The organism is Paenibacillus sp. 4624, from assembly GCF_050435065.1.
Classification (GTDB): Bacteria; Bacillota; Bacilli; order Paenibacillales; family Paenibacillaceae; genus Paenibacillus; species Paenibacillus amylolyticus_D.
This window is the reverse complement of record NZ_JBNDJR010000009.1, coordinates 133363-149558: the sequence shown is the minus strand read 5'-3', so window position 1 is coordinate 149558 and position 16196 is coordinate 133363. Positions and strand designations below refer to the sequence as shown.

Here is a 16196-nt window from a genome sequence, read left to right as displayed (position 1 = left end):
AGAGCTTGAGAAACGATTTATTTCGCATGGGTGATAAGAATCTATTGGAGAAGCCTGAAAATCTTCGTGTTGAGGAGACGGCTATTGAGACGAAGGATATAGCGGTAATCGGGATTGCGGGAAGGTTCCCGGATGCCCGGGACGTTCATGCATTTTGGAATAATTTACAGGCTGGTGTAGATTGCACTAGACCTTTTTTACAGACTAGAAGGAACGATACTGACCCGCTATTATCGCGCTTAGGCATGACGGAGGATGGAAATGACTATGCGAACGGTTCCTTTTTGGACAGAGTGGACACATTCGATTGCGAGTTTTTCTCCTTATCGCCTAAGGAAAGCAGTGTCATGGATCCGAATCAAAGGATCTTTCTAGAAACTGCTTACGAAGCCTTCGAAGATGCGGGATATGGAGGGAATAAACTATCAGGTAGCAATGCAGGGGTTTATGTCGGGTACAGCAGCGACTTCGTGCAAGAGTATAAACAATATGTGAAGGAAGTAGCACCTTCTCTTGCCGGGTTGTCGACACCTGGTAACATTAAATCGATTATTGCCAGCCGGATTTCTTATTTTCTTAATTTGCGGGGGGCGAGCATGGTCGTAGACACGGCCTGCTCGTCTTCGCTTGTCGCAATTCATTTGGCATGTCAAGCGCTTAGGGCAGGCGATTGCGAAATTGCACTGGCTGGAGGCATCAAGCTTAACCTTCTTCCGTTAAGTAACGAGAAGGATGAGGACCAGATCGGGATTGCGTCTTCCGACGGCATCGCCCGAACATTCGACGATTCATCGGACGGAACGGGCTTCGGGGAAGGTGCCGCGGCTGTGATTCTGAAGCCTCTCCAACAAGCGGTGCATGACGGAGACCACATCTATGCTGTCATTAAAGGCAGTGCGGTTAATCAGGACGGGAGCTCCGTCGGCATCACAGCGCCTAATCCTAACGCCCAACAGGAGGTAATTACTAGGGCGTGGAGAGATGCAGACGTTACTCCGGAAACGATAACGTACATCGAAGCACACGGGACAGGTACGAGATTGGGCGATCCGATCGAGATTCGTGCAATCACGCAGGCCTTTCAAGCGTTCACCAAGTCCAAGCAATTCTGCGCGATCGGTTCGCTTAAGAGCAATATTGGGCATTTAGACAATGCAGCGGGCATCGCGGGGTTCATGAAATGCGTATTGAGTCTGAAACATAGGAAAATCGTCCCCACATTGCATTTTCAGAAGCCGAATCGGGGCATCGCTTTTGAAGATTCCCCTGTATACGTCAACGATCAGCTTCGGGATTGGAAGTCGGATGGACCGCTTCGATGTGGCGTAAGCGCTTTCGGATTAAGCGGAACCAATTGCCACATCGTTCTGGAAGAGGCTCCCGTGAGGACAGATGACAGGCAAGAGGTGGTAATGCCCCAAATATTGACGTTATCCGCCCTTAATCGCAGTAGTATCATTCAATTGGCGGAGCGATACAAGGCATGGATTGAACGAAACGCGGATGCTTCGCTCTCCGACATGTGTTACACGCTTAATACGGGAAGAGGGCATCATACGAACCGCGTTGCGATTCCTTTCGAAGCCAAATCGGAACTTCTTCAACAGCTAGAGCTTCTTTCGAGGGATGCTGAATCAGCCTCCTTCCGAAAATTGTATTTTGAGGGCGAGCATAAAGTTATCCCAGACAGTTTAGGTAATCGCGTGATCAAACCCTCTGAGATTACGCAATCACAAGCTGATGAATTCACACGCCAAGCCGACGAATTATTGGATGATCTATCGAATAGCGGATTGACCAAGAATAAGCATGCCTTGAACCAGTTGTGCAGTTTGTATGTCGAGGGGGCATCCGTTGACTGGGAAAAGCTCTACCGCGGTGTCAAGACACGTAAAGTGAGTTTGCCTTATTATCCTTTTAGGAATCGAAGATGCTGGCTCAGCGATCATGAAGACGCATCTACGAATCACAGAACTCATCCGATCATCAGCCGCTCGGAAGCGAGGGAAGACGGAGGGGTTGTATGCTTCGCGGAACTGTTCCCAGAGAAAGAGTGGGTATTGAACGAGCACAAAATCAACGGGAGGTTCGTGCTCCCGGGCACGGCATATCTCGAAATTGTCACCGAGGCGTCGCGAAAGTGCGGCCTAGAAGGCGCAATCGATTTCAGAGATGTTATCTTCATGCAACCTGTCGCTTTGGAGCCTGGAGAATCAGCTACTGTCAAAATAACGATGAACAAGAATAAGAACGGGTTCGAGTTTGTAGTTTCCGATCCCGGTGATCATCCTAGCATCCTCTATGCGCAAGGTAAAGTGAGTGCTTCCATTCATAAACCTGAGCGACGGGACATCTTCACAATGATTGAGAAATTCGGGGCACCGATGGAGATCGTTGGCGATGATCAAGGGCAGAGCCAGATCGAGCGCGGTCCAAGATGGTTCTGTTTACGCGAAATTGCGCTCACGGAGCAGGAAGTGATAGCAAAACTCGAGTTGCCTGACCATTTCAAAGAGGATCTGGCATTATATCATATGCACCCCTCTCTGCTTGATTGCGCAGTAAATGCAGTTATTGATCATTTCGACGGCCTTCATCTTCCCTTCTCATATAAGCGGATGACCTTTATGGGGCCGAAACTGCCGGGGCTTGTCTATAGCCATATTCGAATCATAGACAGTAAATCCGTGCAAGACACGATTTCTTTCGATATCACGTTGATGGATCAATCTGGTCAAGTGATCTTTGAGATTGAACAATATTCGATCCGCAAAGTCCATTTGGCAGAAGGCCGTGCCGACAGGAAAAACACGAAGATGCTCACCGTTCTCGGATGGCAACCGGCGCTTTTGCAAGATACGCCTGCTGGATCGACTACGGGATTATCTGTCATCATTCGCGGGGAGGGAGCACGCGAACGCGAACTGGCAGATCGGTTAATTGCATCTGGCGGTGTGTTTAGAGAGATCGTCGGCGATCGCGACTGCAGCATGGTCTTCAAGCAACTACACGGTCAGCGGGTTAACCGGATTATTCATCTAGCTTCCTTAGGGTTAACGAATGACGCGGCTGATGTCGGGCAACTTGAGGATCAATTAGATTTCGGGGTTTACCATTTATTCCATATTACAAAAGGAATATTAGAAAACAGACTTAAAGGGCCAACGGAGCTCTTCGTAGTAACGCAGTATGCCAACGAGGTCACCGGGGAAGAGCCATGCATCCATCCTAACCATGCAGCCCTATTGGCCATGGGAAAGGTCATCGCACAGGAATATCCCAACTTGACCTTCCGGGGCGTCGACATGGATGAGGAATCCGCGTTCGAGTTTGTTCTAGCCGAAATGATGAGCGCCGAAACGGAATATCAAATTGCCTATCGGCAAGGACGCAGATATAAAGTTACGGCAACGCAGGTTCCGGTAAACGGGATAGTAAGCCAGCCGTATGAGTTACAGCAAGACGGCGCCTATCTTATCACGGGCGGGCTTGGATCGTTGGGATTGAAGCTTGCAGAACATTTCGTGCGTCGTAAACCCGACATCGCGATTGCACTGATTGCCAGGTCAGGCTTGCCGCAACGATCTGAGTGGGAGCATATTCTGCGTGATAAAGGTCTCGGCGATAAGACTCGAGATCGTATTGAGCAAGTGCTGAAATTGGAGCGCATGGGCGCAAAAGTCGAGGTACTTGAGGCGGATGTGGCCGATATAGTTAGTATGGAACGTACGATGATTCGTCTAAGGGAAAAATACGGTTGCATTCGTGGCGTAGTCCATAGTGCTGGCGTAGCCGGAGATGGATTACTTCTTACGAAGGACTTCGGCCAATTTAAGGAAGTCATTCGAGCGAAGGTGCACGGAACATGGGTACTGGAACAATTAATAGATGCAAGCGAAACGGAATTTGTGATTGGGTACTCTTCGATTAATGCATTAATCGGCGGGTTTGGTCAAAGCGATTATGCAGCTGCTAATGCTTATATGGATGCGGCAGCGTACCGATTTGCTCGAAAAGGCATGAAAGCAGTGGCCATCCAATGGCCTGCGTGGAAAGAAATTGGCATGGCGGTTGATAAAGGAGCTGTGTCCAATATAGACGGAATCATGGATGCGCTGACGACAGAGGAAGCTTTGGAATACCTGGACGTGATTATTGGAACCAATTATACGAACGTTATGCCAGGTAGGATCAATCAGGAAGCATTCCAGATGCTGGCCATAAATACGATGGCCGCCGGGCAAACGGCTGGGCAGCCAGCAGCCAAGGAAGCGGATCGCGTTAATCATCCGCAAGACGATATTGAAAGAATCGAACAAACCATTGTGGAAACGTTCGCAGAAGTATTAGGTCTGGAGTCGGTGGATGTTTACGATAGTTTCTTTGCTCTTGGAGGAGATTCAATTGTAGCAACCCATCTCTATAGGGCTTTGGACGAAAAGTACGAGGGCAAGATCGATATCGCTGACATATTTACGTATACGACACCAGCCGAGCTTGGTGCATGCATTCGAGCAAATATGGAAGGCTCGAAGCCGGTAGAAGCGCCCGTCCGCGAAGATCTGCTGGAATGGGCATTGCAGCGGCTAGCGTCTGGAGAGATCAGCATCGATGAGATGGAAGCCATCGTTGGAGACAAGAAGTAGAGACTCACTGAGAGGAGCAGCCAGATGCGAAATACGCAGAGGTATATTTATGAACAAGTTGCAAACCGAAATCTATCCCCCGACCTTGCAAAGCAGATGTTGGAGGAGTTGCAGATATTGTCTGATGCAGGGGAGGAACACATCGCGATTATCGGTATGTCAGGCAGGTTTCCGAGGAGCGAAAATATCGAAAGTTTTTGGGGGAAGTTGACAAATGGGGAGGACTGCGTGTCCTCCTTCCCCGCCCATAGACGGGAGGACATCAACAATGTACTCCAAAACAATGTATTGAGCTTAGCCCTGTATAAAGCGGTTCTTACTGAAGGAATGAATGTAAATGATGCATATGGGCCTGGAGGATTTTTGGACAGAATCGACCTGTTCGATGCAGAGTTTTTCTCTATTTCAGCCAAGGAAGCACGCTGTATGGAGCCTCACCAACGACTATTGCTGGAATCCACATATGAAGCGCTTGAGGATGCGGGTTATGGGGGAGAGAGTCTACATGGATCCAATACGGGAGTATTTATCGGGCGTGACCATACAGATATCCCTTTCTATAAGTTAATGGCTGAACCGGATTTATTGCACCTTACGGGGTCCTATACCGGCATTTTATCCAGTAGGATCTCTTACGTTTTTAACTTGAAAGGCCCTTCGGTTGTCGTCGATACCGCTTGTTCGTCTGGCTTGGTCGCCATTCATGAAGCTTGCAGCGCCTTAAGAGACAGAAGATGCGACACCGCTATCGCAGGTGGCGTCAATCTCATCTATTTTCCGGTAAAGGGCGATGGTATGTTCAGCATGATTACGTCACAAGACAGCATCGTCAGGACCTTTGACAAAAAAGCTACAGGCACCGTACTCAGCGAAGGGGTAGGGGCTGTGGTGTTAAAGCCGTTACGAAAGGCATTGGCTGACAGGGATAATATTCAAGCCGTCATTCTCACTAGCGTGTCCAACAATGATGGAGCATCGAATGGAATAACTGCACCGAGCCCGGAAGCACAAGAAGAACTGCTGATCTCTGCTTGGAAAAATGCAAAGATCAACCCGGAAACGATCTCCTATATTGAAGCCCATGGCACGGGAACATTAATAGGAGATCCTATTGAGACTAAAGCAATCTTCAACGCCATGAAGAGATTTACAGATAAGAAACAATTTTGTGCGATCGGTTCAGTAAAGTCTAATATCGGACACACGGTTGCAGCTTCAGGTCTAGCCGGGGTTACAAAGGTCGTGCAAGCACTGCGTCATAAGAACATCCCTGCATCCATCAATTTCGATCAGCCCAATCCATACATCCATTTTACGGACTCTCCGCTATATGTGAATGACAAGCTCATGCCATGGGAGAGTGACGGTAAGCCTAGAAGGGCAGGAATCAGTTCATTTGGATTTAGCGGTACCAACTGTCATATCGTTCTAGAGGAGGCTCCTGAACTGCAGCAAACCGCTGTCGAGCAATGGCAACCGGAAATATTCACATTGTCCACCCAGAACGAGTCTTCTCTAAGGGAGCTAGTAGATAGATACGTCGGAATGGTTCAACGGGGAATCGCTTGTTCGATTCAAGATTTATGCTATACAGCGAATGTGGGAAGAGGGCATTATTCGCATAGATTAGCATTCAGTGTTGAAAGTGAAGAAGATTTTTCAAGGAAAATAATAGAAATTGGACGATTTGGTTTGAAGGGGGATGCTGAGCGGGGGATCTATTATGGAGTGACCGAACCGAGTGATGGAATGAATCTTAAACAAGAGACTGATCATAGAATAGCTTTGCTAAGACAGCCAGGGCAGCGGAGCGAACCGTTAAAGGATATAAGCGAATTATGCCAATTGTACGTGCGGGGCGCGCAGGTAGATTGGGCTTCTTTATATTCTGATAAGCAACGAAGACGGGTAAGTATTCCTGTGTACGCTTTCAACCGAAAACGGTATTGGGCTGAGGTATTTACGACAAATCATCGACCCGAAATGGTGATGGCTGAACCCACTGTCCCTAACGAGTGTGCATTTGAAATGAAGTGGATTCCATCAGTAGCAAGCAAAGGCATGAACAGCAACGAGGCAGATAGAGTAACGTTGGTCATTCAAGGCGAAACAGATCTCTCGAAACAAATCGTGGAGCACCTTAGAAAAGAGGGTAAACAGACAGTCGCGGTCAGATTGGATTCGGCTTACCGACGTATGGAAGAAGACCAGTATGCGATCTCGGGTTCCCAAGAAGACTATGAACGGTTATTCGCCGAACTGCCGGTTGTGAATCGGATTATTCACCTATGCAGTATGGACGGTGCGGGTAATCCATCGGACGTAGGGCAATTAAACGCGAAGCTTGCAAGGGGAGTAAACAGCTTATTTCATATTGTGAGAGCGATGAAAGCGATCCGGGGTCGTCTCCCGATCGATCTCATGCTTGTGACGGACCATGTGAATCAAGTAACAGGCCGGGAGACCCTGCTAAAACCTACTCATGCTGCACTAAGCGGTTTAGGTAAAGTCGTTGTTAAAGAATATCCGGAAGTAACGTGCCGTACGCTCGATATCGATGACACATTCACTGTGGAACAACTCCATGACGAAATTCTGGTTCAGGAGTCTGAAATTATTGCATATCGCGAGGGAGTGCGATATAAGGGTACCTACGACCAAGTGCCGCTCCCTGAACCGAAAGAAGTATCGATTAGTCTCAAAGAAGACGGCGTTTATGTAATAACCGGTGGAACAGGTGGATTGGGATTGGAGTTTGCCAAATACTTCGCCTCGAAGGCCAAGGTCAATATCGCCCTGTTGAGCCGGAAGCCTTTTCCCGAGAAAAATTTGTGGAGAGATATCATTGAAGAAAATGAAGAAGATCCTATCATTTCAAAGTTAATCATGCTGCAGGAGATTGAAAAAATAGGTGGACATGTGCATATTCTTCAAGCGGACATCTCCGATGCGGATGGTCTAAGCATAGCCTTGGCGGAATTAAGGAGCACGTATGGCAGAATAAATGGGATTATCCATGCGGCAGGTGTGGCGAGCCAGGGCTTGATCATTCGCAAAAGCAAGGATGCTTTCAATGAAGTGTTACTTCCCAAAATTCAAGGGACATGGCTGCTTGACCAATTGACAGCGAAAGACCCGCTTGATTTCTTCATTATGTTTTCTTCAGCGATGACTTACCACGGTCATGGGGGTCAGGGTGATTACACTGCAGCCAACAGTTATATGGATGCATATGCATATTATCGCAAGAGGCTAGAGAAGAATACGTTAACACTGAATTGGCCGGCATGGAAGGAAACGGGCATGGCCGTTAAGTACGGGTTTAGTGAAAGCAATATTTTCAATGATATCAATACGAAGACTGCGATTAGCCTTTTTGAGAGCGTGCTGGGGGCTGATTTTACAACAGTGGGCATCGGAAGTCTAAATCCTCGTTTTATAGATGAGATGAAGCCTCAGACCCAGAACAATGCCATTGAGGTAAGGTTAGAAGGCCGAATGGACGGGACCTACTCTGATCTAGAAAGGGAGGTCGCACAGGTTTGGGGGCTCCTTTTTGAGACAAATTGCATTAAACTTACGGATGACTTTTTTGAATTAGGTGGTCATTCTCTATTGGCAATAAAGCTGGAAGCCGAATTAGAGGAACTGGGATATATGTTGGATGGATTGAACATTGAAGAACACAGTACATTCGAGAAGTTTGTTGCTATTTTAAGTAGTAAAAACAGCCGGTTGCTGGCGAAGGATGAGTTAGCCTGAAGTAGCTCGCTGTAGATAAATAACGAGGATATTCATAAATTGATTTGCAATTTTGAGTCTGAGCAAGCCGTCAATAATTACAGTTATATTGTTGCAAGAGAAATGATCTACACATTCGAATTACAATTAAGTTTTTTTATAAAAGAGAATTCCTGTTTGAATCTATTGTAAATCGAAAAGGCAAGTTAGCCCATTGAAATTGACTCAAGAATCAATAAAGCGAGAAAACACTTTAAAATCTGAATAGCACGCAAAAAAAAACAACTCTGAACGAATTATCACGGTGAAATTGAAACCTGAATACAGAAATCACTAAAAAATAGCGGCTTAGGGACTTACCTCCCTTAAGCCGCTATTTTTTTTATTTTCATATACTTCCCCCATTTTAAAAGCAGTTTATCCATCCTAACTGGAGCTCCCCCCACGATATAACTATCCATAAATCCGGTTATTTTATACGCTTCGTTAATCCCTGTCGAACTTAAAGTTTTCTTTACAATCCACAAAAGCTCCCATTTCGCATGCTAAAATACGGAAGAAAAAACGACATGATTCGCCAGTGTCGGGGTTACCATTCGACGGATAAGAAAGGTAACTTAACAACTTCAATCCATAGAGTTAGTAGCTTCAGGGAAGCCATGCTGACTCGCTTGGAAGCACTCCACCCGCAATATGCAAGGACTCCCGCCGTTCCTGTGGTTTCAAGTGGAGCTAGAGGGATGCCCGTATCTTCAAGTAACCGAAAGCCCCTCAGCACGGGTACTCGAATGGATACTGATACCCCGAACGTGATGAAAGCCCCAGCTTGGACAATGCCATGTTATGTACAAGTTATCCCCGCTTGATCCCCGCATCCAAGCACATGTGGATCGCAGGAAATCAGTGGCCCGCATCTGGGTCACTGGTTTGCACTTCGATTTGACATTTTGGGCTGCTTGGTCAAAGAGCGGTTAGACAGCGGTAGAATATTGCAAGTTTGCGATGGAGGGACTCTTAGAGGATTCAAATGAAAGAAGTGGAGGCCTGCGAAGCTAGTTTTCTTCCGAAACATTATAGTTGCTCATGTCGCTTCGCCTGCGATCCACTACTCTATTTCAAGGATGGGCTTCGTTTTAATGTTATTTGATGTGTTTTTAGTTTGATCTATACATAGAAGGGATGAATGAAAGTGAAGAAAGTAAAAAAACAGGGGTGGAAGTTAAGCTGGTGGATGCTAGTGTGGTTGCTGGTCATTAGTTTGGTCATGACTGCGTTTCCTGTATTGCCGGCGCAGTCGGCAGCAGCAGCTGAGCTGCCGATGCAGCAGACACCCATAACTAAAACCAGTGGATTCCAGGATGTGAGCCCAACAGACTGGTTCTACGATGCAATCATCCAGGTACAGGAGAAGGGCATATTTAGCGGTACAACCGCCAGCACCTTCTCGCCTAAAGGCACAATGACACGTGCCATGTACGTTACAGCACTTGGACGGATGGCTGGGGTAGAGAGAGGGGCGTATTCTACTTCGAGCTTTGCCGATGTTCAGGTGGGTAGTTGGTATGCGCCATATATTGAATGGGCAGTGCAGAAAGGGATTACCGATGGTACGGGCGGAGGTAAATACTCGCCCGATGCCACCGTATCCCGAGAACAAATGGCAACAATGACGCTGCGGTATTTGGAAAACGAAAAGATTCCTTATCAGACAGGCAATCCAATCACGACAAAACCTGCCGATCTCGCTAACATTTCACCTTGGGCAGCGGAAGCAGTTGTGAAGCTGTGGCAAGCGGGCGTGTTCACAGGTGACGAAAAAGGCAACTTTAACCCGCGCGTGCAAGCGTCTCGGGCGGAAGCGGCAGTTCTTTTCATGCGGAACAATGCGGTTGTGGAGGCGTGGAAAAATCAGAATCCATCGACGGTCACCCCGACACCAACGCCGACTGTAACACCGACTCCACAACCAACACCTACGGTGACGCCAAGTCCGAATCCAACGCCAAGCCCTGGAGGGAACAATGGCGGTAATGGAGGAGGAGGTGGAGGAACTCCTGGAGATAATAACGGCGGTGGAACACCAGGAGGCAACAATGGTGGTGAAACGCCTGGAGGAAACGGCGGTACCGATAATAAGACATATACACTTACTTTCGATAGCAACGGAGGTACGGCAGTTAAAGCGCAGACGGTCCGCAGTAACGAAAAGCTAACTAACCTGCCTGTTCCGATCAAGGACGGATACATCTTCCAAGGCTGGTTTACCGAAAGTGATCTTTCGTCCATCTTTGCGGAAGGAAGCACGGTAACTGCCGATACCAAATTGTATGCAAAATATACAGATAGCGTGGAAAATGCTGTACAGCGCACACCGAGTTACTCTGTCTTGAATGTCAAGCCAGACTTCACTCTCACGCTACAGGATGCTTCGGGCAGTTTGTCAGCAACGGATGTCCAAGCTGGATTGACGTTCGTGGACACGGCGAATCCGGATTTTGCAGGAGTTAAAGTCACGGGAGGGAATGGTCTTTTCACCGTCGCTTCCGCTGCTGAAGACGGCAAGTTTGTTGAAGGTAACACGTATCAGCTGACGTTGACGGATGAGAACCTGTCCTTCCAGGACCAAGATAAAACCACAAGCATTTATGTGTTTAGCGTTGCCAAGCAAAAAGCCATGAACGTTCCGCTTAATGCGAATATGATCTATCTGGATTTCCAAGAGGTCACGGATATGATGCTGAACGGTGCGGAGGTGGGTTCACCCGCAATTCCAGTGATCACTACAACAGTAGGCGGTAGCAGGAATTCGCTTGGGAAAGCGAGTGCAAGCGGAGGTACGTTTAAGTATGACGGCATTACCAAAATTCAAGTAGGTAATACCGTTGCAATTTACCAAGGGCTTCGACCGGATTTGCGTACAGTCGATACGACTGATGCAGATAATGGGGATGTGGCCTATATTCAAATTACAGCGGTGAATGGAACGACCTATACTTACGGACGAGCCAATGCCGATCAAGTGGTGTTCAGACCAGATGTATTGCCAGTTAGCATAGAGGTGGACACAGATGGTAATCCGAACAACAACTCTATCACGATTGAGCACATTGCTATAAATTATAGCGACAGCCTGTATAAACCGTTTGGATTGAACGAGCTGACCACAGTCGATGTGGGCGATTTTATCGGATTTTATAGAGGTGAATTCGCCGCAGAAGGTTCCGGGGTTACTCATTATGGGCGCATTACATCAATTAAACCTGTGGCAGAGATGGATATTATCACGTATGAGGATGTCACGCTAGAAGATATCCAGAATGCCTTCAATATCTATCAGAAGCAGGCCATTGACGGCGAAGATCTGTTATCGGACAAACAAATTGAGAAACTTGAAAAGCAGATCGAACAGCAAGCGATTGCCAGTGGATTCGTTGATCAAGCCGCGGATTATTTATCTAATTTAGCAATGGAAACGAAAGAACTGAGAGGCATTCAGAAGATTAAAGCTCAGTCCTCCTCGGGCAAAAGTAGTCGGATGAGGGTGGAGAATCTAAACGTTGTCGCGTCGCTGGGCACACAGTTGAAACATATTAGCGGCCGGAGCTCCGGGGTGAGCGCAACCTTGCAAGTGAGTGCTGATATCGTCGTAGATGCTAATGAAGAGAATGATCTCGTCATCCATATGACGGGTGCTTTCGTTCAAGAGATGGCGCTGGATCTTGGCATTAACGGCGATATGCAGGGGCATTGGCTGACAGCGTGGGGGATTCCTTACTGGTACAGCATTGATGATTATGTGATTACCGCGAATCTCGATGCCTATAGCTATACCGGCATTAATATTACCGCAGAGATGGGTTTTGTTGAAGTTGATAAGCTGGAAGCGGCATTAGACAATTGGTTGGATGCCAAGACTTCCGGTAAGTTGAGTCAAGTACGGGATATCGCAACCGAGATCAAAGTCATCATGAATGGTGTAGATGATAAAGATGCTATGGATGAGGAGAAGCTGAAGGAACAGTATCAAGAGATGCTGGAGGATGAAACGGAATGGGTAACGCTAATTAAGAAGACGCTCATTGAAAAAAGCAAGCGAGTGGCTTACGGAATCATCGAAGTCAAATTTGAAGCGGAGTTTGTTGTTAGCGCTCAAGTGAATCTGTCCATTGGAGCGGATTTCTATTATAAAAGTGCCAAGCGTTACTCGGTGACTTTGCGCATATTAAGTTTCAGCGGCACGAGCAATACGGTAAGCTTGCCGGGCGACGGCGACTACCAGTTTACCTTCTATGTCATGGGCACGCTAGGCTTGCGGGCCGGTATTCATATGGAGCTCAAAGCAGGGATTGGCAGCGTTGATTTGAATAGCATCGGGTTAGCTGTAGAACCTGGAGTATACGTCAATCTATGGGGTTACTTCTATTATCAGTTGAAGAATGTGAGCGGGGTGCAGAGCAGTAAAACGTTAGGTGCCTTGTTTATTGAGATTGGAATTTATTTAGAAGTCGAAATAGGTGCTCAACTGGGTGATGGGATGCTTGAAGATAGCCTTCCACTGTATGAGAATACATGGCCTTTATATACAGCGGGGATGCAAGAAAGCATTGAGGACTTTGCCTATCCACAGGATGATGAGCTTGGTGTGATCTTTAGGGGAGGGCCTGGCGGGGCCAGCATTATAGATTTGCCGGAGTCATGGCTCAAGATGAAAGGTTTCGATCTGAAAACAGGTATGGACATCCAAGAAATATTTGATATTTCGCATTTCGACATTCAAATAAGCGGCGATAACTTCATCTATAACCCGGAGAAGAAACAGATTAGTGTGAAAGACTGGAGGAAACTGTCGAGCACAGGCATGTTGGTGATTACTTGGAAGGCAGCACCTCTATCATTCAAGCCTAATGCGATCAAGCGCACCATTCCATTAAACTGGATCAAGAATAAAGATGGTGACATTTCAATCGAATTCAACCCATCGAATGGAGAACCATCCGAGATCGTAACTGCCGCCTTTAATGCGGTACTTACGGTGAAAAACAAAATCCCTGCATATCCGGGATATACGTTCGATGGCTGGTATACGGCTAGAATTGGTGGTACCAAAGTAGACATTCCGAAGCGGATGCCTGCAGGTTTATCTAACCTGTATGCGCATTGGACTGTGAACACGAATACACCATATAGAGTTAATTATTATTTGATGGATCCAAACGCTGGTAAATCGCCTACGCTTGCGGATTGGGAAATGCAGACAGGCATAACCAATGAACTTGTTCGTATCACCTCTGACCGATACAAAGATCGTGGTTATATGGAAGGTACGACACAAGGTACCATTAAGGGAGACGGTTCGACGATTCTGAATGTATTTTATAAACCGATCAGTAAGACTGCGACATTCAACTTAGGTTATGAGGGTGCTTCAGAAAAGCAAATCACCGACTTGATCTATACGAATATCGTGAGTCGAATTCGGGTCCCATCAAGACAGGGATATAAATTTGCAGGATGGTCACCTTATATGCCAAGTACGATGCCGACAGAGTCTACGACATTTACGGCAAAATGGACAGCCAAGGATGATATGTCTTACAAAGTCGTATACCTGAAGCAAGATATTGGACAACCAACGTATACCGTTGCAGATACGGAAACGCATTACGGTACAACTGATACAATGGCGGTACTTCCCGTCGAATCAATCAAGTCTTACGAAGGATTCACTGTAGACCCGACGTTCCCGGGTACTGTGCTGGAAGCCAACATTGCTGGCAACGGTACAACGGTTCTAAGGGTGTACTACAAGCGTAATATGTATAAGCTAACGATGGATTATAAAGATCAAAGTACACCTAAAAAAGTAGTCGACAACGTACCCTATGGATCAACGACTTCAATCCATATTGGTGATCCGATCTGGCAAGGCCATCAATTCAAAGGATGGTCGCCCGCCCCACAAGCAACGATGCCTGCGCAGAATGTCGAGTATACAGCGAAGTGGGACATCGACCAATATACCGTCAGCTTCAATAGTAATGGCGGAGAGGAGGACGTTCCTGATCAAATGTTGGATTATGGCGCAACGGCAAGTGAACCGCAAGCCCCAACCAATCCAGATAATCAAACCTTCGGAGGCTGGTACAGTGACAGTGCGTTGACGAAGCCTTACAATTTCGCAACACCAGTGACGAGTAATATTACGCTGTACGCGAAATGGATGCGTAGTTTTACGATGAGCTTCGACAGTAACGGCGGATCAGAGACTTCTGACCAGATGGTTTACGAAGGAACTAAACCTGTGGCACCTAAGTCGCCAACACGTGAGGGATATGTGTTCGCAGGTTGGTTTAGCGATACAGGCCTGACTAAAGGGTATAACTTCACAACCGAAACTGTAAAAGGCAATATCACATTGTATGCAAAATGGACAATTGCTCAGAAATATGAGTATCAAGTGCGATTCTACGAGACGGGTGTAGTACTGTTACAACAGCAGATGGTGAAAGAAGGTGGCGTGGCAGAGTCATTCGAACCAAAACCAAGAGAAGGCTATACGTTCCTGTATTGGAGAGATAAAGAGACACGGAGCAAGCCATTTGATTTTACAACACCGATCACACGAAATCATGATTTATACACGGCATGGCAAACGAATAGCTATGAGGTAAGCTTTATGAGTAACGGCACTAAGGTAAGCAGTCAGTCCGTGTATTATAATCAATCAGCAAAAACACCTTCAACGCCAACGAGGGAGGGTTACGTATTTAAAGGCTGGTATAGTGACACTGATTTGAAGAACGCATACAACTTTAGTAGCCCGGTGCTGAATCATATTACGCTGTACGCGAAGTGGGCACCTATGTTCACAGTGAGCTTCGACAGTAAAGGCGGGTCAACAGTAAACAGTCAGACAATTGAATACAATGCTAAAGCCACAACACCTGCCTCCCCAACGCAGACAGGCTACGCATTCGGTGGATGGTATAGCAATGAAGGTTTAACGGATGCCTACAATTTTGCATCGCCGGTGACGACAAACGTTACGTTGTATGCGAAATGGACACCTTTATTCACAGTAAACTTCGACCTTAAGGGTGGGGCGCCAGTAGTCGATCCAAAGACGGTGGTCGAAGGAAGTTTAGTTGCGACCCCTGTCGAACCTGTGCGAGAAGGTTATGTGTTTGGCGGATGGTACAGCGATGAAGGGTTGACCACTGCCTATGGTTTCGAAACCCCTGTGACGTCAAACATCACGTTGTATGCAAAATGGAAGGCTCTGTTTACAATAGGGTTCGTTGCAGGTATTGACTCAACTCCACCGGTTCGGAAGATCGTGGTAGAGGGCGATGTGGCTCATGCACCTGACGCTTCTGAACTTCCATCCAATCCAGGAAATATAATCTACGGATGGACTAAGGATTTTACAACTAAAATCCCTTACGATTTCGCAACACCGGTGACAGGGAACTTCAATTTGATTGCAATGTGGAGTAAGATTTACACGGTGAATTTCGAGACTAATGGTGGTTCAGCAGTAGAGACTCAGATTCTCGGTAGCCAAAATCTAGTCAAAGTCCCTGAACCTCCGACAAAGCCAGGATTTTTATTCGAAGGATGGTACAAAAATTCAGGTTTGACCGTTCCTTATGATTTCGAGCAATTGGTCATAAACGGAAACCTTACACGTACCATATACGCCAAGTGGACTGAACTCTAATAAATAGTTTGACAGAAATTTTAAAGGTTAGCTCAAAAGTCGATTGCCCTGAAATTCAGTGCAGTCGGCTTTTCGTATTATTGTAATGA

3 protein-coding genes are annotated in these 16196 nt (G+C 46.8%); all 3 read left to right on the top strand.

Going from position 1 to position 16196, the window contains the following annotated elements; translation table 11 throughout:
* The first annotated feature begins 5 nt into the window (after positions 1–5).
* The 3 genes from ABIE27_RS20640 (at position 6) to ABIE27_RS20630 (ending at position 16107) form a co-directional block, all read left to right on the top strand.
* The gene (locus ABIE27_RS20640) at positions 6–4646 is read left to right on the top strand and encodes an SDR family NAD(P)-dependent oxidoreductase (protein ID WP_123064869.1); all 4641 of its coding nucleotides are present in this window, start codon (positions 6–8) and stop codon (positions 4644–4646) included.
* A 24-nt stretch (positions 4647–4670) separates the two neighbouring features.
* The gene (locus ABIE27_RS20635; RefSeq protein ID WP_123064870.1) at positions 4671–8408 is read left to right on the top strand and encodes a type I polyketide synthase; all 3738 of its coding nucleotides are present in this window, start codon (positions 4671–4673) and stop codon (positions 8406–8408) included.
* A 1168-nt stretch (positions 8409–9576) separates the two neighbouring features.
* Positions 9577–16107, top strand: coding sequence for an InlB B-repeat-containing protein (locus ABIE27_RS20630; RefSeq protein WP_429351380.1), 6531 nt, complete (start codon positions 9577–9579; stop codon positions 16105–16107).
* The last annotated feature ends 89 nt before the right edge of the window (positions 16108–16196 follow it).